General features: G+C 36.8%; 20 protein-coding genes and 5 tRNA genes. 5 read left to right on the forward strand and 20 right to left on the reverse strand.

Features of this window, described 5'->3' with window-relative positions:
• The 5 genes from COE25_RS29065 to COE25_RS29080 all read right to left on the reverse strand — a co-directional run.
• Positions 1 to 646 (reverse strand): hypothetical protein (locus tag COE25_RS29065; RefSeq protein WP_180247659.1); only part of this gene is annotated, 646 nt, incomplete at its 3' end.
• Positions 631 to 897 carry a hypothetical protein gene (locus COE25_RS29070; RefSeq protein ID WP_098935126.1) on the reverse strand — a complete coding sequence of 89 codons (267 nt, stop codon included), beginning with the start codon at positions 895 to 897 and terminating at the stop codon, positions 631 to 633. The genes COE25_RS29070 and COE25_RS29065, both read right to left, overlap by 16 nt.
• 243 nt (positions 898 to 1140) lie before the next feature.
• A complete protein-coding gene (locus COE25_RS32030; RefSeq protein ID WP_257209022.1) occupies positions 1141 to 1275 on the reverse strand; it encodes a hypothetical protein in 135 nt (44 codons plus the stop codon).
• 223 nt (positions 1276 to 1498) lie between these two features.
• Positions 1499 to 2578, reverse strand: a complete 1080-nt coding sequence (locus tag COE25_RS29075) for a glycosyltransferase family 2 protein (protein WP_218964351.1) — start codon at positions 2576 to 2578, stop codon at positions 1499 to 1501.
• A 41-nt stretch (positions 2579 to 2619) separates the two neighbouring features.
• Positions 2620 to 2805: a hypothetical protein gene (locus tag COE25_RS29080; RefSeq protein WP_098935127.1), complete on the reverse strand. Its 186-nt coding sequence runs from the start codon at positions 2803 to 2805 to the stop codon at positions 2620 to 2622.
• A gap of 720 nt (positions 2806 to 3525) precedes the next feature.
• On the opposite strand from COE25_RS29080, the gene COE25_RS29085 reads away from it, so the two are divergent.
• The 3 genes from COE25_RS29085 (at position 3526) to COE25_RS29095 (ending at position 6288) form a co-directional block, all read left to right on the forward strand.
• Positions 3526 to 4863 carry a DNA sulfur modification protein DndB gene (locus COE25_RS29085; RefSeq protein ID WP_098935128.1) on the forward strand — a complete coding sequence of 446 codons (1338 nt, stop codon included), beginning with the start codon at positions 3526 to 3528 and terminating at the stop codon, positions 4861 to 4863.
• Between the two features lie 13 nt (positions 4864 to 4876).
• The gene (locus COE25_RS29090; protein ID WP_098935129.1) at positions 4877 to 5851 is read left to right on the forward strand and encodes a phage lytic cycle repressor MrpR family protein; all 975 of its coding nucleotides are present in this window, start codon (positions 4877 to 4879) and stop codon (positions 5849 to 5851) included.
• A gap of 239 nt (positions 5852 to 6090) precedes the next feature.
• The gene (locus tag COE25_RS29095; protein WP_098935130.1) at positions 6091 to 6288 is read left to right on the forward strand and encodes a hypothetical protein; all 198 of its coding nucleotides are present in this window, start codon (positions 6091 to 6093) and stop codon (positions 6286 to 6288) included.
• Positions 6289 to 6862: 574 nt separating this feature from the next.
• Here COE25_RS29095 and pgmB read toward each other — a convergent pair.
• The 10 genes from pgmB to COE25_RS29145 all read right to left on the reverse strand — a co-directional run bounded on the left by pgmB (position 6863) and on the right by COE25_RS29145 (position 18712).
• Entirely contained in the window at positions 6863 to 7546 is a 684-nt protein-coding gene (gene pgmB / locus COE25_RS29100; RefSeq protein WP_098935131.1) for a beta-phosphoglucomutase, read from the reverse strand.
• Positions 7547 to 7548: 2 nt separating this feature from the next.
• The gene (locus tag COE25_RS29105) at positions 7549 to 8682 is read right to left on the reverse strand and encodes a glycerate kinase (protein ID WP_098935132.1); all 1134 of its coding nucleotides are present in this window, start codon (positions 8680 to 8682) and stop codon (positions 7549 to 7551) included.
• Positions 8683 to 8697: 15 nt separating this feature from the next.
• Positions 8698 to 10926 carry a glycoside hydrolase family 65 protein gene (locus COE25_RS29110; protein ID WP_098935133.1) on the reverse strand — a complete coding sequence of 743 codons (2229 nt, stop codon included), beginning with the start codon at positions 10924 to 10926 and terminating at the stop codon, positions 8698 to 8700.
• Entirely contained in the window at positions 10923 to 11957 is a 1035-nt protein-coding gene (locus COE25_RS29115) for a Gfo/Idh/MocA family protein (protein ID WP_218964352.1), read from the reverse strand. The genes COE25_RS29110 and COE25_RS29115 overlap by 4 nt, the downstream gene beginning before the upstream one ends.
• A gap of 16 nt (positions 11958 to 11973) precedes the next feature.
• A complete protein-coding gene (locus tag COE25_RS29120) occupies positions 11974 to 12768 on the reverse strand; it encodes a sugar phosphate isomerase/epimerase family protein (protein WP_098935135.1) in 795 nt (264 codons plus the stop codon).
• A gap of 106 nt (positions 12769 to 12874) precedes the next feature.
• Positions 12875 to 13933: a zinc-dependent alcohol dehydrogenase gene (locus COE25_RS29125; RefSeq protein WP_098935136.1), complete on the reverse strand. Its 1059-nt coding sequence runs from the start codon at positions 13931 to 13933 to the stop codon at positions 12875 to 12877.
• Positions 13934 to 13967: 34 nt separating this feature from the next.
• Positions 13968 to 14816: a carbohydrate ABC transporter permease gene (locus COE25_RS29130; protein ID WP_373605395.1), complete on the reverse strand. Its 849-nt coding sequence runs from the start codon at positions 14814 to 14816 to the stop codon at positions 13968 to 13970.
• A complete protein-coding gene (locus tag COE25_RS29135) occupies positions 14809 to 15690 on the reverse strand; it encodes a carbohydrate ABC transporter permease (RefSeq protein ID WP_098935138.1) in 882 nt (293 codons plus the stop codon). The genes COE25_RS29130 and COE25_RS29135 overlap by 8 nt, the downstream gene beginning before the upstream one ends.
• Positions 15691 to 15715: 25 nt before the next feature.
• On the reverse strand, positions 15716 to 17014 hold the full coding sequence (locus COE25_RS29140; RefSeq protein ID WP_098935139.1) for an ABC transporter substrate-binding protein: 1299 nt from the start codon (positions 17012 to 17014) through the stop codon (positions 15716 to 15718).
• 12 nt (positions 17015 to 17026) lie between these two features.
• On the reverse strand, positions 17027 to 18712 hold the full coding sequence (locus COE25_RS29145; protein WP_098935140.1) for a sugar phosphorylase: 1686 nt from the start codon (positions 18710 to 18712) through the stop codon (positions 17027 to 17029).
• 479 nt (positions 18713 to 19191) lie between these two features.
• Between COE25_RS29145 and COE25_RS29150 the strand changes: the two genes are divergently transcribed.
• Together COE25_RS29150 and sleB are read left to right on the forward strand one after the other, a co-directional pair.
• Positions 19192 to 20220 carry a LacI family DNA-binding transcriptional regulator gene (locus tag COE25_RS29150; protein ID WP_098935141.1) on the forward strand — a complete coding sequence of 343 codons (1029 nt, stop codon included), beginning with the start codon at positions 19192 to 19194 and terminating at the stop codon, positions 20218 to 20220.
• A 247-nt stretch (positions 20221 to 20467) separates the two neighbouring features.
• Complete coding sequence (sleB, locus tag COE25_RS29155; RefSeq protein ID WP_098935142.1) at positions 20468 to 21190, forward strand: spore cortex-lytic enzyme; 723 nt, start codon at positions 20468 to 20470, stop codon at positions 21188 to 21190.
• Positions 21191 to 21266: 76 nt separating this feature from the next.
• Here the strand turns inward: sleB and COE25_RS29160 are convergent.
• From COE25_RS29160 to COE25_RS29180, 5 genes are all read right to left on the reverse strand, one after another.
• A tRNA-Ile gene (locus COE25_RS29160) sits at positions 21267 to 21340 on the reverse strand.
• Positions 21341 to 21354: 14 nt separating this feature from the next.
• A tRNA-Gly gene (locus tag COE25_RS29165) sits at positions 21355 to 21428 on the reverse strand.
• Positions 21429 to 21448: 20 nt separating this feature from the next.
• Positions 21449 to 21523: transfer RNA gene (locus tag COE25_RS29170), tRNA-Gln, on the reverse strand.
• 14 nt (positions 21524 to 21537) lie between these two features.
• Positions 21538 to 21613: transfer RNA gene (locus COE25_RS29175), tRNA-His, on the reverse strand.
• A gap of 42 nt (positions 21614 to 21655) precedes the next feature.
• Positions 21656 to 21732: transfer RNA gene (locus COE25_RS29180), tRNA-Asp, on the reverse strand.
• Positions 21733 to 21754: the final 22 nt, after the last annotated feature.

The following is a 21754-nucleotide window of genomic DNA, read 5'->3' on the forward strand; positions in this document are numbered from 1 at the left end:
TTGCTCCCGTTGCTCCAGCTACTCCAGCTGGTCCAGTTGCTCCTGTTGCGCCTGTTGCTCCCGTTGCCCCAGTTTCTCCAGTTGCTCCTGTAGCTCCCGTTGCCCCAGTAGCTCCGCCAGCTGGTCCAGTTGCTCCTGTTGCTCCTGTTGCTCCGGTTGCCCCAGTAGCTCCGGCTGCCCCAGCAGGTCCCGTTGCCCCAGTAGCTCCAGTTGCTCCTGTAGCTCCGGTTGCCCCAGTAGCTCCGCCAGCTGGTCCAGTAGCTCCAGTTGCTCCTGTAGCTCCGGTTGCCCCAGTAGCTCCGGCTGCCCCAGCTGTTCCTGTTGCCCCAGTAGCTCCGGCTGCCCCAGCAGGTCCCGTTGCCCCAGTAGCTCCAGTGGCTCCGGCTGCCCCAGCAGGTCCTGTTGCCCCAGTAGCTCCGGCTGCCCCAGCAGGTCCTGTAGCTCCGGCTGGTCCCGCTGCCCCAGCAGGTCCCGTAGCTCCGGCTGCCCCAGCTGTTCCTGTAGCCCCAGCAGGTCCCGTAGCTCCGGCTGCCCCAGCTGTTCCTGTAGCCCCAGTAGCTCCGGTTACCCCAGCAGGTCCTGTAGCTCCGGCTGGTCCCGCTGCCCCAGCAGGTACATATACTTTTACTTTTACATTTTGCTGCACTTTGCATTGGCAATTACTATGCCCACAATCTGGACATTTTTGGTTTTTGCATTGGCAATTACTGTGCTCACATTTTGAGCATTTTTTGTTTTTACATATGCAACTCTTTTGTCCACAATCGTTACATTTCTTCTCTTTGCATTGGCAATTACTGTGCCCACATTTTGAACAATTTTTGTTTTTACATGTGCAACTCTTTTGTCCACAATCTTTACATTTCTTCTCTTTGCATTGGCAACTTCTCTGTCCACATTTTGAACATTTTTTTTGCTTATCCAAATCTCTTGATCAACACCTTTCTTAAATACTTTAGTTTATGAAAAAGAATTTAGTGGAGATTGGACATGCAACCATTATTAAAAATAAATTAAATTAAAAGGGCAGCCTCTAAGAGGGCACTTTAAAACGAATACAGCCCCAAAGTTATGATTAACATAATTTTGAGGCTGTCTTATTAAACATTCTAAGCTTTTCTACCCTTTTTATAGTGTTCTCTACTTGCGTACCTTTTGTGGAATAATAACCATTGGGTTAAATTTCGAAGGTACAGGATCGTCATTCTGGAGTATTAATTTCATTTTCCCAATATCCATTTGCAATAATCGATCGAGGTCGTCTTCCACCACCATTCCCCAAAATTATCCTTTAATTTTCATGATATTTTATATAATAACTAGAAAACACAAAAGATTATTACAGGTTGATTCCTCGGCCAATTAAAGGATTAGGGAAGTTAAATTTACCACAGAAGATTTTAGAGGTTGATTATACGTAATTAAGTAAAAGGATTACTAGGTTTAGTATAAAACTGTACTTGAGCTGCCAAATCTAACTAAAATCAGCCTGTTCTGCTTACTGTTGTTTTTGTAAAATAGGTTCTAGAAAACGTTTGTTGTGCAAAATACTAGGGTGGTCAGGTACATGTTTTCGGGCAATCTCGTTATGGGCATTGGCTAAAACATAGTTGCCTAATTGTGAATAACAAACGCACAACTGTAAATGCGGAAGCCATGTCCAGCAAGCATGTTTAATCATCCCAAAATTCTCAGTGGGCTTTTCGAGTTGTGTGGCAAGTTTATACCAAAAGACAGCTTGATGGAGTTGATTGTTCTGGAGGAATCGGTAGCCTAACCGGCAGCAAAACTCGGCTCTAGGTGAGTCATATTCAAATGATTTTAGAGTAAAGTGAAGTTCGCTTTCGTGGTCACCTAATGTATTATAACAATCTGCAAGCTTTCCACATGCGGAAATATAATCTTCTACCCAGCCGTTTTTTGTTGCTAAAAATTGCTTATAGTAATCGATTGCAGGCTCTATCCTTTGATGGTCGAGCAATTCGTTTGCAAAGTAATACAAATCTCTTGGTAAAAAATTTTCACCTAGGGAAAGTCGGTTTTCATAGATTCGGAGATTTCGATCTGAGTCATGATGAATGCTACAATGGGTTACAGCAACATCGCTGTGAAAGATGTTGCCCCAAACCTCTAGGTACTCATGTACGGCCCCGTGCCATTGGAAGTCGTTTTGCCTTTTTACGAGGCGATTACGTCGCAAGCTTGAAATGACATTTTCTTTTTCATCCATCGCGAGATTATAATGCATCGTGACTGAATCAATGGACGGATCTAGCGTTTTCTTTAACGTCAAGAATTTTTCGCGATCCTGCTCCATTACAACATCATCCGCATCAAGCCAAAAAATATAGTCCATTGTGGCGTGACTAAAAGCGAAATTACGTGCTGCGGCAAAGTCATTAATCCAGGTGAAGTCAATTATACGGTCGGTAAATTGTGAAACAATTTCTTTGGTTTTATCGGTAGAGCCCGTGTCAACGATGATAATTTCATCGACGAGATTTTTAACTGCTTCTAAACATCTTGCAATGGTTTCTTCTTCATTTTTTACAATCATACAAAGGCTAACGGTAATCAATTTGGTACGCTCCTTTACGTCCCCTTTTTTAGTGTAGATAACTATATTTTTTTAGGTTTTCCGTAACCCACTAAAGCATCTTTTTCTGTGTAAACCCTTTTGAAACCATCAGATAGAGCATAAAATTCAATAGTATCTACCTGTTTACGACTAGCATAATATTCTTGTCTTTCTAACACTTGGAAGTTTAGAAAAGGAGGGGGGATGGTGGTTTTACGTTTTCTCAAGTCACTTTCCTCCATTCACCAAAAAAACAAATGTAAAATATTTAATATCTAATCCATTATATTTGTAACAAAGGGAATAAGTGAAAAAAAACGGGAATATATATGACATTTATTAAAATCAATTAGTCCAACAGTATTTCAACTTAAATATTTTACATATGTACATGAGGTTTGAAAATAAAATATGGAGAAATAAAAGGTTGACTTAAAAAAGTGGTTAATAGACCACCTTTCGAGTCTAGAATATTAATATGGAAAAGAAGACAAGCCAGTGTTAATAAAAAATGGGCTTTTGGAATAGGTAACTATAGCAAAGAAGAACAAACTGCCATAGTCCGAATTAATCACACAATGAAAAGAAAACAAAGCATATATGATTAGTTGGCTAAGAGTGATGTTATGGATACAAAAGTAAAATATTATGAAAAATAAAGAAGATTCCCTCTACGAAAATTTAAGTATTAGCAACGTATTTCAACTTTAGTGCAGCCAGTTTGGCTGTTTTTTTATTTTTAGTTATTTAATTAATTTGATTTCAATATGAATAATAATACATTATTTTTTTGTATACCAAAGGTATATATATTGAGAATAATTTAGTTATCCTAATTTATTGAATGTTTACTTCATTAACCCCTATGCAGTGTTAATTTAGTTAAGTATAATTTGTATATTCAAAAATTCAAATATACAAACCCAAAAAAAAGGATTGAATGCTTAATGAAAAAAAACGAACTTAGAGGAAATTTAATTGAAGTCGTGACAGATATTAAAGAAGACCGAAAATTAATTAACAAAATAAAAAAGGGTATGAAAGAATACAAAATTTTACCTGGTCAAGTACAAAGTTATTTTAATAACCCTGATTTATTGTGGAAGGTAGATATAGAAACGGTCTACCTTTTTATTGAACAAATTTATTCAACTACCGAAAATCCAAAAATTAAACCATCATTATACTTTACATCTAGAGAAATTAAAGAAATTAAGACAAATTTTGTTGGGTATAACACGAATAGTATAGAGTTCCCCTATACATTTAAAAATGTACTTAAGGGAACCGAAGATGACTTTATTCTTTATATCAAAGCAAGTGAGATAAAGATCCTTTTTGAAAATGGCTTACTACAGTATAATTCAGAAACTCAACGTGAAATGAGGCAATCGCAAAAGAAGGAATCGGACGAAATTATCGAAACTCCTAAAATTATCGAGAAAAGTATAATCGAAATGGAGGAGCTAATAAATAAGGGTGAAATGATAAGCACCATTATTACGTTGAACGCACGTTTAGGAAGTACAGATGATGAATCAGGAGAAGAATTACTATATACAGAAGATAACATGACATTAACTGTTACAAAGGGAACATTATTAGATGTGTTAGATGGATTCCACCGTATAAATGCCATTGTCAGGGCGTTAAGAAAAGATCCTTCTTTAGATGCTATGTTCAAATTAAACATTTTACACTTGGGAAAATCTATAGCTCAACAATACTTTAAACAATTAAATACAACAAACCCAGTTGGGAAAGGACAGTTAAAAAAATTGGGTGAAGCCAGGCAGGCAGATTTTATTGCCAAACAATTACAATACAATAGTGAATTAAAAAATAAAGTGGCAGCTTCAGATAGTATTGCGCCTTATTCTAATTTTTTAGTGACATTTAAAACACTTTCAGATGCAATTGATGAAGTTTTTAAAGTTGAAGATAAACGTACTGCATTAAACATTGCTAAATATTTAATCGAATTTATCAATGAATTATTTTTCGCTTTCCCAAATGAATTTCTAAGTGAAGTCGCGGTTGTTAGGAAAAATAGTTTAATCAATACGAATTCCATGTTTTATGGATTTATAACTTTAGCAAGAAGAATGAAGGATGAAAGTATTCAGATGAACAAATTACCTGAGATTATTGGATGTATTGACTTTTCAAGACAAAATACAGTATGGGAAGAATACGATATTTTAAATCAATCGAAAAGAATTTCAAAGAGTACAAAAAAACAAATATATAAATTCTTTAATGATATAGATTTAACAAAATATTAGGAAGGTGGTTAACTTGAAAAAGAAGCTTTATAACGAAAACATAAAAATAGAGTATTTAAAGTGTATTCCTGAAAACAGAAGGAATGTTTATAAATATGCACTATGTAGAAGCTATGACACAGAGGATGTAGTTGGGAAAGATTTATATGAGTTTAGCACTGAAGAAATTAAAGATGCATTAATCAATGCTGATCATTCTACTTTTAACTCCATTAAACTAACGCTTCATGTTTTTGAGGACTATATAAATTGGGCCATTAAAGCTGGAAAAACTCAAAGTAACATTAATCCCATTCTTTCAATAAAAAATGATGAGTTAAAAACCTACTTATCTAAGAAAAAAATTTTATTCTCGAAGTATGAAATTCAAGACATGCAAATAAAAATGGTCAATGCCCAAGATAAAGTGATACTCCAACTTTTATTTGAAGGCGTAAATGGTCAAGGACTATCAGAGATATTAAACTTAACCCAATCAGATGTTAATCGGGCCAACCGAATATTGAATTTAAAAGATGATAAATACGGAAAAAGAATTGTCAAGGTTTCAGAAAAGTGTATAACTTTGATTATGGAAGCGCTAAATCAAACTCATTATCAAAATAAGAATGGTACTTCAATGGGGAATAACCCTGAATTACCATTGGTAAAAAATAATTATGTTCTAAGAACCGCTACTACAAGGGTACAAAATTTCAAAAGAGCAGATAAACATTTAATTTATAGGAGAATTTCTACCATTGCTGATTTTTTTTGTTATCAGTATTTAACGGCTAAAAATATTGAAAAGTCAGGCATGATTGCTTTTGCTGTCGATTTGTATCTCGAGCGGAAAAAATTAGATAATGAGGAATTATCAATTATCGGTAATCAGTTTGGAGTTAGAAAGGTTGTAATGAATGGTCATGAAATATTTAACTTCTCTTTGCTGAAAGAATTTATAAATGCAACTACGATCTTTGATTTATATAAAGTTAATATAACTTGATGGTGCATCTAATCTCTATCCTACTGGATAGGGATTGAATATCAATACAAATATAAAATATTTAATTTATTTACCACAATGTTCTAAAACACAATTTTTCAGGTAAAATTGAATATTGGGAAATATCAACAAAGTTACATATAAAATTAATAACAATTAGTTATTTTCAAAATATACAAATTATTAACAATTAGTTTATACTTAGTGATGAAAATATTAGCATCGGAGGAGGACAAAATATGTTCGTAGTTAATGGTAAAATTATTTTAGAGGTATCCCTTCAAGATAGTAAATTAGAAAAACTATTAAAAGTAACAAAGGGAATCAATAAATATAATATCGAACTTTATGAGATTGATATTTTAACAAGCTCAGGGAATGTGTATAGTTTAAAGGTAGATGATGTTGATGTAGAATGGTACTTAAAAGAAAGTTGATATTATACACTGCCTGTCATTGAAAAAGTATGTTAAATTTTGTCGATAGAATAATAACTTAAATATGCCCCCCTGATCTTTAACTTAGAAGTAATAATTGACCCTATCTTCATTTTTCTTTTTCGTATTTGGTAATTAAATTAATCCATGGAGTATCCGAGATTCCAGCAGCCAAAAATTTGAAAAATCCCCAAATGATATGTCCCCCAGGTTAAAAAATCCCTAAATCCTCTCTAACAACATGCTGATGATAGTTATAACATATGCCAGATTGAGTAAGTTCCATCCGAATGATTTATAGCGTCAAATAACTGTCTTAGTTATTTTGGAGTCTAATAAATAAGTAGTTATCTTTTTCAAACTTTTATTAGCTTTAAAAACAGGTGTAAATAGATGAAACTTATTTATATCATGGCTTCAAGCCATTTTAATCAAACGTTTGATTAGTTTTTCCTTCAATCAATAGGCCATGGAGAAATCCTTTTAGATCCATATTTAAAGCCCATTTAATCAAACGTTTGATTAGTTTTTTATTGAATCAGCCATCGGTGTTACAAGTTTGTTCTTAATGGATTTATTTAGAACCTTTTAGGCAAATTTCATATGCCTCTTTAATACTTTTCCACTGGAGATGATTAGTTGATCCTACTTGGTAATCGGCATCACGAAGCGTGTTTCCAACTCCAACTGAAAACATCTCGCTTGAATTAATTGCCTCAATACCCGCTTGAGCATCTTCGATTCCAATCGACCTCTTGGGTCTTGCCCCTAATCCCTTACACGCTGTTAGGAAAATTTCTGGATCTGGTTTGGACTTTTTAATTTTCGCGGCATCGGCAATATAATCAAAAGCTCCTTCTAGGTCTAATGCTTTTAAAACTGTACCAGCATTTTTCGAAACTGACGCTAATCCAACTGGAATTCCTTCTGCTTTTATATTGGATATTAACTCTAAGATTCCAGGCAAAACATCGTTTGGTGTTAATTGTTTTAATAAGTCACAATAATGAAGGTTTTTCTTATACGCCATTTCTTCCTTTTCGGATAAAGTGAAGTCGTTTTGACGGTTTCCCTCTTTTAATATTAACTCTAGGGAATCCATACGGCTAACACCCTTTAACCGTTCGTTAAAAATCTCATCTATGATAATGTCTAGCTCCTCGGCGAGCTGTTTCCACGCTAAATAATGAAAATGGGCGGTGTCTGTTATGACCCCATCTAGGTCAAATACGACTGCCTCAATCGTTGGATTTACCATTCTTAATTCCCTCCTTTTTGAAAAAGCGCAGCAATATTACGAGCGGTTGTCTCAATATTCGTGTAGGCTCCATCCATAATTTGTTCAATTGGAAGTAAGGCAGGAATCGTTGGAAAAATGGCATCAAACCCATATTCATAAAGTGCCTCACTGCCGACTCCCACACTTCCGCATATCGCAATAACCTTGGCCTGTGGCGGAGCACATAATGCAACGCCCATCGGTGCTTTGCCATACAGGGTTTGCCCGTCTATTTTCCCTTCCCCAACTATCACGATGTCAGCATCCTGACAAACTTCCTTCACCCTTAATTGCTCGAGCATCAGATCAATGCCTTTTTTAATAGTGGCATTAGCAAATAGTATTAGGCCCGCACCCATGCCGCCGCCTGCACCACTTCCTGGAAGGTTGGTGACGTCCTTACCTAAATGACCGCAAGCCATATGATAAAATTCACCCATTGCTTGATCTACTTCAAATAACATGGTTTCAGGCAAACCTTTTTGAGGTCCATACACATAAGTCGCACCATTTTGACCTGTCAGTGGATTATCCACGTCTGCCGCAATTGTTATTTTAACATCATCTAATCGTTTATCCCGATGTATATCAGACATCGAACATGTTTGAAACAAATCTTGACCATCACCGTATACTATTTCGCCATTCTTATCGAAAAATTGGTAACCTAGCGCTGAAGCCATCCCCATGCCGCCATCATTTGTCCCACTTCCCCCAACTCCAATAATGAGTTCGACAGCGCCGCGGTTAATGGCATGCAAAATTAGTTCACCCACACCATAAGAAGTTGTTTGTAATGGATTTCGTCGATTTAATGGAACAAGATGCAACCCGCACGCTTCTGCCATTTCAATAAAGGCTTTTTTCCCATCGTTGGAAAAAGCAATTTTTGCCTTAACTGGTTCATGTAAAGGTCCCGTTACCGTGATGGTTTCCATTTTCCCGCCGGTTGCGGATGATAAAGCTTGAACGGTTCCTTCACCGCCATCTGCAATTGGCAGTAAATGATACTCTGCTTCAGGGAAAAATTTCATGAACCCAGCTTGGATGGCTTTTGCTACTTGATCTGCAGCTAGACTTTCTTTAAATGAATCTGGTGCAATAACAATTTTCATTGTTTTCTCCTTGATTTATGAATTCACTTCAATTCGATCAGTCAAAAGGTATTCCGTTCCGTTAATTTCTAGTAAAAGATTCGGTCCTAAATACTTAGAAACTACTACTTTCTCATGTGTCATAACGATTTCTAACGGGCAACCCTGTATAGTTAACTTGAATTTTAATTCAGACCAACTTGCTGGTAACCTAGGATCAAGTTTCAATTGATTATTTGTTAATGAAATATTAGCAAATCCAAACATAGCTGTTAGCCAGATCGCCCCAAGTGATGCAGCGTGAAGTCCTTCGTCTGAAGAGTGTGGATTGGGACCCAAATCAATTAAGCATGCCTCCTGGAAAAAGCGGTAGGCAGCATCACTTTCATGACATCTTGCAGCGACAATAGCATGAATGGCTTTGCTTAACGATGAATCATGAATGGTGTGCTCTTCGTAATAACTTAAGTTTTTCGAAACAACTTTTGATTCAAATAGTTCTGGAAACAAGTACATTAACATGACAACATCTGCTTGTTTTAATATTTGCATTTCATTGACTTCTGCCCTTGAATAATCCAATAATATCCCTTGGCTGCCTTGATTTTCTTTATAGCGGGATAGGTCAATCTCCGGCTTATTCAAGAAAGTATCATCCTGTGGAATGATTAGCTGCTCATTGGGTTTTGGTAAATACAAACGGTTGATGAAAGCTCGTCCCTGCTCCTTCAGCTGCTCATCAACTTCACCATATTGTTCCATAAAATAAAGGGCTTGCTCCACATTGTAATACGCCATATAGTTTGTATACGCATTATTGTCAATGTGTTCCGTATACTCATCAGGCCCGATAACATCCTTAATGGAAACCTGTCCATTCTCCAGAACTGCTCGGCTAATCCAAAACCGTGCTGTTTCTTTAAGTAGCGCTAGCCCTTCTTTTTTCATAAATTCTTCATCAAGGGTCGTTTGATAATATTGAACAACAGCATAAGCTATATCTGCGACAATGTGATGCTCAGCTAATGCAGATGCGACTTTTTGCCGTTTTCCTGTTCTGATATTAATAGCGGCAAATTCAGGTGTTTCTTCTTCCCCAGTAAACGCACTTTCCCATGGGTACAATGCTCCCTCATAACCATTTCGTGCAGCCTTTTCTTTTGCTTGCTGCAAATGTAAATATCGATAGATTAGTAGTTTCTTTGCCGTTTCCGGTTCTGTATATAGATGAAACGGGTTAATAAATATCTCCGTATCCCAAAAAACATGTCCTTTGTAGCCTTCTCCAGTCAGACCCTTTGCGCCGATACTAAAACGTTCATCATGGGCTGGTGTCATAATCTCGAGATGATAAAGGGAAAAATCCATTGCTGTTTGATCAAATTTATCAGTAGATGATATGTGAATCCGTTTTTCCTGCCAAAACTCCTGCCATTTAAGCGCTGACATTTCCAGTAATGTATCGTACCCTAACGGTGAAATTTCACTTAATTCTTTGATACTCGCTGCCTCGGGGTCTTGCCCATCCACACCTTGATCAAGTGAGGTGAAAACAGTACCAAGTTTTTCAAAGATAAATGGAATGTTAACATTTAGGCCATGCTTAATGGTCGTATGGAGCTGGCGATTCTTCGCTGCAAATGAAACTTCGCTCTCAGCCGAGCATTTACAACGCGTTGCCAGCGCAATCGTATGTCCCGATTCCGTCGTTTTATAAACTCCCTGCATTACTTCTTCATCAAACACACGAACTTTTTCTTCAATTAAATGCTGTTTCCCAAAATTGGTCTGCTGAGCATTAATTCCAGTTACAATTTTGATACTAGCAGATTGATCTAAGCTCGTAATGGTCATTTTTGATGCGAATACATGCAGGTTGTTTTTAGCGACAAAACGTTGGAAAACAAATCGGAATCGTGCCCCGCCTCTGTTTTTCCACAATAACTCACGTTTTAATTCCCCTGTTGCAAGATTTAAGAAGCGTTCATAGGAAAGAATCTCCCCATTTAACAAAGAGAAAATCTCGTTATCAATCTCGATTCTTATACCTGCCAAATCAGGCAAATTCACTAAATCTGATGGTTCGTTTTCAGCTGCTTTATTATAAATACCAGCCACATACATACCACGTGTTTGTTCAAAATAATCTTCATCATACGTAGCACGCAAGCCTAGGTAGCCATTTCCTAATGTCATTAAACTAGCAAATTTATTGATGGAATGTAAATCAAATTTATTTTCGTAGATTATTTGTTCATTTATCATAAGGATACACTTTCACCCTCTTCAGCAGATTGATATAGAGCTTCTATTAGTTGTTGGATAATGTATCCTTGTTTACCGTCTGCAACCATGACATCTTTTCCTAAACACTTATCTATAAAAGCAGACATACTTTTATGATGGCGGTCTGTGTCTGCCTCTTCTCTTGATAATAACGAGACCAACTCTCCGCTCTCATCCGTATAGATTTGGGCAGGAAACAAGGTTGCTCCTGCTTGATCCCCGCAAAACTCAACATTCATGACAGATGTCTCTTTGATATTTAAGGCAAAGGAGGTTTCTAGTTGTAATAGGCGGCCTCCTTCTAATTCTATAAATCCAAAAAGGGAATCTTCCACTTTAAATTTCTGCGGATCCCATTCTCCCAGTGTTCCTTGGGTTTTCTTTGTTCCAATCTTTTGGTACATTTTCGCCGTAACCTTCTCTATTTTCGGAAAACCAAGTACATATAAAGCGGAGTCCAACATATGTGCTCCTAAATCGATAAGAGGTCCTCCGCCTTGAATTTCTTTATCTGTAAAAGTCCCCCAGCCAGGGATTCCACAGCGTCTTAGAGCTTTTGCCTTCGTAACATAGATGTCACCAAGCACACCATTTTCAACACTTTCACGTAAAATTTTCACATCATCAGCAAATCGATGGTGAAAATTATAAGCTAGAATGCAGTCGTTTTTTTGAGCAGCAATCTGCATATCTTTTGCTTCAGCGGCAGAAATTGCAGGAGGTTTTTCACACATAACATCGCACCCAAATTCCAAGGCTCGCATCACATTTTCATAATGATACTTATTTGGCGTGCAGACACTAACAATATCCGGCTTTTCCATTTCAAACATTTCAGCAGCATCTGTGTAAACACGAGGAATACCATTCCGTTCAGCAAAACTCCTTGCCCGGTCAATGTTTGGACTAACAACTGCGACTATTTCTAGTTCTTCGCGTGCTTGATAGTTAGGAATATGCACCTTCTCCGCTACTTGTCCTCCGCCGATGATCGCAACTCTCTTTTTGATCACGATTTAACCCCTCTCAAATTAATGATTCTTGAAGGTGACGTAAGGCATTAATATATTCTGCTTCCGGGTCGTTGCCTCTGACACGGCATTCAATTGTTAAGAATCCGTTATAGCCGTCTTCCTTTAACTGATTAAAGTGCTTTTGAAAATCTAGGGAGCCGCTTCCAGGTTGATAACGGTGATTATCGGCCAGATGAATATGACCAACTAAATCACGATTCTGGTGCAAGGCTTCAGAAATATCATCTTCTTCAATATTCATATGATAAAAATCAGCAATGATCTTAACGTTTTTCAACTCATTTTCTTCTATATAAGTTCTTGCATCTGCAAGGGTGTTTATCATATGATCTTGATAGCGATTTAATGGCTCTAAGAATATAGTTGTACCCGTTTCTTCTGCTACTTTATCCAAGTAAATCAGCGAATCACTTACAGCTTTTCTATCACCTGCCTGGCTTCGTGGTGAAACCATTGGTGGTAAGCGGAAGGTAAACATGCCCCATGCAGCGGGAACTACGATGCCTTTTCCTCCGACTTCCTTGAGCGCTTCTAGAATTTGTTTAATTTCTACTAAGCCGTTTAAGCGTCGTTCTTCAATAAAGTCCCCTATCCAGCCTGTATACCCACCACATGCTGTCGTAACCGGAATTCCTGTTTCCAGAATCGCTTCTTTTACTTCATCTAAATGATCGACTAAAAATTTGCCGTCTATTTCAAAGCCTTCAAAGCCTACTTCTTTTAAATATCTAAACTTTTCTTTAATACCTTCAGGAAAAAACGATTGGTTTTGTGTACCTATTTTCACTGATAACTCCTCCAATTTACCGATGTAAAACTAAAATCCATATCATTACATAAATGTATGGATTTCAGTCAGATTGTAACTGAGACGAACGCATTTAAATAAACGATTATTTTTTATATTCAATTCCCATCTTAATACTTAGCTCAGGGTGTTGGTCCACATATTCCATGTATGCTTCTGCACTGTTTTCAAAAGTAACGATTGGTTGAATAATATCTTCACAATTAAGATAACCGTTCATTAACAATTCCCAGCATGTATCTTCAATTCGCTTACGATTCCAGCGAGGATAATCAGGATTAGGTTCACTAGCAGCACGTGAGAAGACAATTTTGGCATTGTTAAAATGAGCTTCACGGCCAAAATTTAATCCTGCAGGGAATGGTTTTCCAAAAGCGACATAAGAAATGATTCCGCCATAGGCAATTCCTTTTAATGCATCCTGAAGCGCTGCAGAATTTCCACTTGTTTCAATAATGGAGTCAGCTCCCATTTTATTTGTTAGCTTTTTCACTTCATATCCTACATCACAGGAAGTAGGGTCAAAACATACATCTGCACCATTGCGGAGTGCTATTTCACAGCGGTGTTCAATAGGGTCAACACCGACGACAATGCTTGCCCCTGCTTTTTTCGCTAGTTGAATGGCAATTTGGCCGATTGCTCCAAGTCCCACGACCACAACGTAATCACCTGCACGAACCTGTGCATCACGCACTCCGCTCAAGGCAAATTGTGCAGGGTCATAACAAACCGCATTTTGCCATTTTGCTCCCTCAGGCATTTTGCGTAATCGGTGGTTATTTATAGCATTCACAATAACAGTCTCCATAATCGGTCCATACGTACATACCGTTTCGCCAATTTGGTACTCTGTTACATCACTGCCAATTTCAACAATCTTACCAACTACCATGTTACCAAGCTGAAATTCACCAAACACGATTCCTGGTGCTGTACCCTCTTCACGCGGCATGAACATGCGCCATTCTTCATTAAAATTCTCACCCATAAAAGGTGTTTGACCACGGAAGTCGATTACTTCAGTACCGTGTTTAGGTGCAGCAAAATCCACATCAATTTTCACTTCATTTGGTTGTACATGTCGATCTTCATATTCTACTAATTCCGCTTTTCTTGGTTCTACAGCTACTAGCTTTTTCATGATTACATTACTTCCTCTCGTCTTTTCAAGTCTATTAACCTTTGACCCCGCCAGCTGTTGCATCTCCCTTAATAAAGTGCTCAGAAATGGCATACATAATGACAACTGGTAATGCTGTTACGAGCGATGCTGCCATCATTCGTCCCCAAACATAATCTGGTGTACTGAACAGTGCATTTAATCCAATTGGTAAAGTGAAATTGGCTGAATCGGATAAGAAAATGGATGCAAACAAATAGTCATTCCATCCAATCATAAAGGCATATACAAATACCGAAATGATACCGGAAAGCGATAATGGGATAATGATATGAAAAATAATCTGGACACGGTTTAATCCATCAATCATCGCGGCTTCTTCTAAGTCAACTGGAATCGTATCAAAGTAACTTTTTAACATGAAGATTGCAGTTGGTAATGTCTGCACAATCATCGTAATGATTAGAGAAGTTTTTGTATCATATAAACCTAATCCTGAAATGATTTTAAATAATGGCACGACTAGCAAAATACCTGAAAACATATAAACTGTGTAAAAACTGGCATTAATTGTAACTCTTCCTTTAAAGTTTAGTTTTGAAAGAGCATATGCTCCAAAGATACCAATGGCAACCGAAAGTATCGATGCAATTAGAGACACGACTAAACTATTATTAAAATAGGAAAGGTATGGGAAGATATCCGGATTGAAGATATCGAGATAATGCTGTAATGTCCATTCTTTTGGAAGGAAAGTCGGATTTGTGGAAACTGCCTCCTTCGAACTTTTAAAGGATGTCATCAACATAATGAAAAATGGAAACAGACACAAAGTTAAAATTGCTACAAGTGCCGTATAAAAACCTGACGTCTTTGCAACTTTGTTCTTTTTACTGCTAGCCATTGCCATTTAAATTCACCCGCTTTCTTGCAATCATAATGACAATAAAGAGAATAATGAACAATATTACGGAAATTGATGCTGCTTTGCCTAAATCGTTAAACGCAAAAGCTGTTTTATACAAGTAAATTCCGAGAATATCTACTTTGTTTGTTAAAAGGTATACATCTGTGAACATATAGAACATCCAAATTGAACGTAGTGTTATTACAGTTAACAAGACTGGCATGATTGCAGGTAACGTTACAATTTTGAATTTCCCCCAAGCACTTGCTCCATCAATTTCAGCTGCTTCATACAACGTAGAATCAATGGTTTGAAGGATAGCCAAAAACGAAATGAAAGCGTACGGGAAGTATCTCCAAATCGCAAAAAGCGATACTAAGAAAAAGCTGCTAATCGGGTTGTCAAACCAGAGAGGTGCCTGATCAAACAAGTGTAAAACGTCATCTCCCAAATAATTAACAACACCATAGCCGTTATTAAACATATATTTCCACGCAAAAACTAATGAAATCGATGGTGTTACATAAGACAAAATGATTAAAGATCGAGCAGTTTTACGAAATTTAAAGGGACGATTAAAGAAAATTGCAATCCCTAATCCAACTGCCGTGCTGCCTCCCACTGTAAGCAGCATGTACAAAAGAGTAATCCCTAATGATTTAAAAAACTCAGCATCTGTAAGGATATCTATATAGTTTTTTAATCCTACAAAAGTGGCGCTTAATCTCGGATTAATTGGTTGATCAAAGAAACTGATTTGAATATTTGCCACCATTGGATATGCAACTAGCAATAAAAGCAAGAAGATACTTGGAAAAAGTAAAGCTAATGCCAATTTAATATCCGTTTTTTTTCTTATATTCGTTTTCATGTTACCCTCCCTTTGGAGAACTAATTTATTCTTTCTTTAAAACATCTTCGAGTGTTTTTTCAGCTTTTTTCATTTCACCATTGATATCTTTTTTGCCAACCGTGATATTGTTAACTAATTTAGGAATAGCTCCTGAACTAGTTACATCACCCATTTTCAGGAAATTTTTACTGTCTACTAAACCAAATACTTGAATGTCATTAAAAGATGCAGCAATTTCAGTTGATAGATCACCAAATGCTTTTACAACTTCATTTGCCTGATAGTTTTCATTTTCAGTTACGAGTTTGCTTACTGGTTGAGCGCCCCCTGGAGACATTAAAACCCATTTTGTCATGTTTTCAGGTTTTGACATGAACGCAACAAATTTACTAGCAGCTTCTTTTTGGTCCTTTTCTAAAAAAGAAGAAATAGTTAAAGCAGAAACAGTTCCGAAAACAGCCTTTGTCTTTTCATTTGGAATAGAAAATCCAATATTTTGGGCATTTCCTTCTTCAAATACAGGAGGAAGAATATAAGTTGAATAAATCGCCATTGGCGCCGTACCGTTCATGAAGGCATCTTTTACTTCCGTGGTATCATTAGAACCAGGCATCGTGTACTGAGACAATTTTTTATAATAAGTTAATGACTCTTTCATTTCTGGTGTATTCATATTTAACTTACCTTTGTTGTCTAACACATTCGCATTATTTGAAAGTGCAAATTGTGAAAAGGCTTGTTCAGAGAATCCGCCTTCTACTGTCGGCATGGCAATACCATATTTTTTATTTTCTTTATCCGTAAATGCTTTAGCAATTGTGATTACATCATCCCAATTTTTTGGTTCCTCAAATCCTTTAGCTGCAAGCATTTCTTTGTTGTACCAGATGCCTTGAACCCAGCCGCTGATTGGAACACCTGTATAGCTTTTTCCATTTTCCGTACTCATTAACTTCAAGGCACCATCATAGTAATTCTCTTTACCGACTTGAGTAATAATCTCTTTAACGGCATCTTTATCAATCAGTACCTCTTTATCCATTACTTTTGCATAATCCTGTCCTACTTCGAGTACAGTTGGAAGTTTACCTGCACTTGCTAATGTAATAATTTTAGTATTATAAGAATCTTCTTCTACAGGAATTTGTTTTATTTTTATATCTGGATTTTCCTTTTCGAATGTTGCAACCAATTCATTAATTACAGCCAAACGCTCTTGTTCAACAGAGGAGTGCATAAATTCGATTGTAGTTTTTCCATCCGCATTCTGATTACTGCCACATGCAGTTAATGCAAAAGCTACTAACAAAAGAATTGCTAGACTTAAGCCCTTTTTAAACAAAACTAATTCCCCCTAGTCAATTGGTCTTAACCACATGAATTCATATGGGTTTAACATTAAATCTTCATGACATTCAACTTTTTCGCCATTAACAATATTTATATATCTTCCGGTTATTTCACACTTAACCATTTCATTTGTTAGATTGTTTACTACTAAAAGGCTATCATGATGTTGATTTACCCTTTTAAAAGCAAACACTTTCTCTCCAAAATCGATGACTTCCATTGCTGCATTTGGATGGAATAGGGTTTCGTTTTTACGAGATTGAAGAATTTTTGTTAACTCAGAAAAAACTTTGTATCGTAAAGAATCTGTATTGGCTAATTCCTTCTCAATCTCTGTTAAGTTGTATTTTTGTCGATTAATCGATCGGTTCATTCCTGTTTTTGAAACACCGTCATAGTCATTTCTGGATCCGAGCACGCTTTGAATATAAACAGCTGGTACACCAGGAAGAGTTAATAGAATAGAATGAGCGACTAAAAATCTTTTTACTCTGATCTCGTCATCATCCGATTGCTTATTTAATGCATCCATGTAAGTGACGTTAATTTCGTATGGACTTTCACTTCCATCAGGGTTTTTCTTGTAGTTGACCAAGGCCCCTTCTTTCTTTAAGTCCTCTACCATCGCTAAAATTTCTTCTTCTGGAATAATGCCGCGAATCGGATTCAATCCAATTCCATCATGGGAAGCCAGGAAGTTAAAAAATGTTGTTTCCTTCTCCGTTTGCGGCAGCTCGCTCGCCCATTTAGTGAGTGCGACTCCATTTCCATTGTGCAGGGCATTCAGCACTAAAGGCGGCAGTGGAAACTGATAGACCATATGAGCCTCATCATCGCCATTACCAAAATAGGCCACGTTATCTTTATGCGGTACATTAGTTTCTGTTATGATAACCGTTCCTTTAGCTGCTTCATCTACAACATCCCGAAACAGTTTAACAATCTCATGTGTCTTTTCATGATGGATACAAGTAGTTCCAACCTCTTTCCACATAAATCCGATTGCATCTAAACGAATATATTCTGCCCCTTGCTCTAAATAAAATAGCAAAACATCGATCATTTTTAACAGAACCTGTGGATTACTAAAATTCAAATCGATTTGATCCTCACTGAATGTTGTCCATATATGTTTTTCCTCACCATTTGCCAATTTAAATTTTGTTAATAAAGGTAGGGCCCTAGGTCTTGTAACTGCGCTTAAGTCAACGGTTGGATCCATTTCAACGAAAAAATTCTCATATTCAGGGTTACCATTTAAGTATTCTTGGAACCAGTCACTCTTTGCCGATATATGATTGCACACATCATCAAACATAATTCTCGCTGATTTTGATAAATTCTCAACCTGTTCCCAATTACCGATGATCGGGTTTACTTTTTTATAATCTATAACAGAAAAGCCATCGTCAGATGAATAAGGATAAAAAGGTAACAAATGAACAATTTCAAATTTGTCTACTAGATATTGGTCGAACATTTTCTTGAAAGTATCTAAAGTGGGGTTATTATTTTCATAGAATTGATCCCCATACGTAATTAATACTAGATCTTTTTCATCCCAATTTTGTTTTCTTAGCTTAAGAGATTTCATTTTAGTATTTGTAATACGAACCTCAATACTTTCTAAAATTGGATCAATATCCTGATTATCATAGATAAATGAAAGTCTTTCTTTGATTTTCTTCATGGTTTCCTCCTTTGTGGTACCGCTCCCATCAAGGATAAAAAAATATTATTTCATTGAATAATATTTTCATGGTACCGCTCCCATAAAAGGTAAAAAAATATATTTTTATTTAATTGATATTCCTGTGGTACCGCATTATTTTTAAAATAAAATTTCGTGGTACCGCTCCCACGACGTAAATATAATATAGAAAACGTTTTCTGTCAACACTAATACTTCTGTTTTTTCCATATCTGTGAGTGTCTCTATTACGATACTATTAATATAGTAATCACCAAAAACTTTCTATTGCTACATTTGTCATTCATCAATATAATGAATCCTATATTGCTCTCACAAATGCAAACGTATTCATTAAAAAATATGATAGCTGCTTGATTATTTCTAGCACGCATCCATTAAAATAACTATTCTAGAAAAGTTTATTACGTATCTATTTTAATTTAGACATTCATAATATTTACAGAGGAGGTGAGATATTGGTTCACACAATTTATGATATAGCTCGTGTTGCAAATGTTTCGAAATCTACAGTATCTCGTGTCCTTAATAACCAAAGTAATATTTCTGAGGAAGCACGGGAACGTGTATTAAAAGCAATTGAAGAATTAAATTACCAGCCTAGCAAATTAGCCCGTGCTCTTTCTTCAGGTTTTGATGCCATAATGGTGGTTTCACGTTCTGCCAAAACAACCTCTAACAATCCATTTTTCTCTGAGATTATACACAGAATTTCTTCAAATGCGGAGGAAGAAAATTTTGACGTAATTATACAGACATCGAGAAACAGTAAAGATGAACTTGAAAAATGCATCACTAAAATAAAGGAAAAAATGATAAAAGGAATAATTATGTTAAGTTCTCCAGCAAATGAAGACTTTTTCAAACAATTAGATGTTTTTAACATTCCAATTGTTGTGATCGGAAAAGTAGACGGGGAATATACCAATATTTATTCTGTGGATACGAATAACTACCAAGATAGTTATAATTTAACTAAATTTTTAATTGAGCAAGGACATAGAGATATTGCTTGTCTACACTCACCACTTGATTACCATGTTTCAATCGATCGATTAGAAGGATATAAAGACTGTATAAAGGAATATGGACTACCATTAAGAGAAGAATGGATCATTAATAGTGGCTACACAGTAAATACTGCATACGAATCAGCTACGAGCCTGCTTCTTTCTCCTAACCGACCTTCTGCTGTTTTTGCGACAGACGATTTAAAGGTATTGAGTCTTTATAAATCGTCGTCAGATCATGGTATTTCTATTCCAAACGACATATCCATAGTTGGTTACAGTAATTCTAACATTTCAGCATTTCTGTCACCATCGTTAACAAGGATAGAAATCCCAGTAAAAAAATTAGGTGATGCTGGTACTAAAATTCTTTTTGATAAAATTAAAGAAAACAAAGCCATAAATAGTCCAATAATAGTGCCAACCGAAATGAGCATTCAGAACTCCGTAGCAAATGTTATCGAGTCTAATAAATAGTGAAATGGGATACCGTTATCAGACGGTATCCTTTTTTTACAGGTCACAATTAGTTTCTTTCCTATTTTGTAAACCAACAATTTCATCTCTAAATACTACCAGTAACACATACAGGTAAAGGTACACATCGAAAACCCTGTCCATTATAAACATAAAAAAATTATAGGGTCTATTGAAGTGAGTAAATATTAAAGAGTAGATATTGGAAGAATATATGGTAAAGGAATAAAAAGTTAGGAGGTTAGGTATGCAGAGAAGATCTTTCTTCAAATCACCCTTGATTGTAATGTTTCTATTTGTTGTGTTTATAACCACTAGCGAACAAAGTAAAGACGTACAAGCATTCACAAGCCAAGTGTTGCAAAGAGGTTCCACTGGCGATGACGTGATTGAGTTGCAGTCACGGCTCAAATATAACGGTTTTTATACAAGTCAGGTAGACGGTGTATTTGGCTGGAATACATACTGGGCCGTACGCAATTTTCAAGATCAATTCGGTCTGCCTGTTGATGGTGTTGTCGGGGCAAAAACAAAAGCAGCTATTGTTAAAGCGACTAAGTATGAGCCAGGATCATCAGGTAATAATAACAATTCCGCTAATGTACCTAACGGTTATTCTCAAAATGATATTCAATTGATGTCAAACGCTGTATACGGGGAATCACGCGGAGAGGAATACATGGGGCAAGTCGCTGTTGCAGCTGTTATTTTGAACCGAGTCAGCCACACATCGTTCCCAGATACGGTTGCAGGTGTCATCTATCAACCGGGGGCCTTTACTGCGGTTGCGGATGGACAGATTAATTTAACTCCAAATGAAACTGCGAAAAAAGCGGTCCTAGATGCCATTAACGGCTGGGATCCTAGCGGTGAAGCCATTTACTATTTTAATCCTGATACCGCGACAAGTAGTTGGATCTGGAGCCGGCCACAGATCAAAAGAATTGGTAAACATATCTTTTGTAAATAGTTGTTTTATCTAAAACAAAAAAAGACTTGAAAGCTATTTAAAGCTTTCAAGTCTTTTTTTATGGATGTATTTATGATGGGCCTAAATGGACTCGAACCATCGACCTCACGCTTATCAGGCGTGCGCTCTAACCAGCTGAGCTATAGGCCCAAAATGAATTGAATTGGAGCGGGTGAAGAGAATCGAACTCTCATCATCAGCTTGGAAGGCTGAGGTTTTACCACTAAACTACACCCGCGTTGAAAAAAATAAGCAAAATGGCTGGGCTAGCTGGATTTGAACCAACGCATGTCGCAGTCAAAGTGCGATGCCTTACCGCTTGGCTATAGCCCAATATTAAAAATAAATGGGGCGACTGATGGGAATCGAACCCACGAATGCCTGAACCACAATCAGGTGCGTTAACCACTTCGCCACAATCGCCAAAATCTATAAATTAATAGCAGGTACTCTACTATAAAAAAATGGCGGTCCGGACGGGACTCGAACCCGCGACCTCCTGCGTGACAGGCAGGCATTCTAACCAACTGAACTACCGGACCATATTGCGGGGACAGGATTTGA

This window comes from Bacillus sp. AFS031507 (genome assembly GCF_002584635.1).
Classification (GTDB): domain Bacteria; phylum Bacillota; class Bacilli; order Bacillales; family Cytobacillaceae; genus Neobacillus.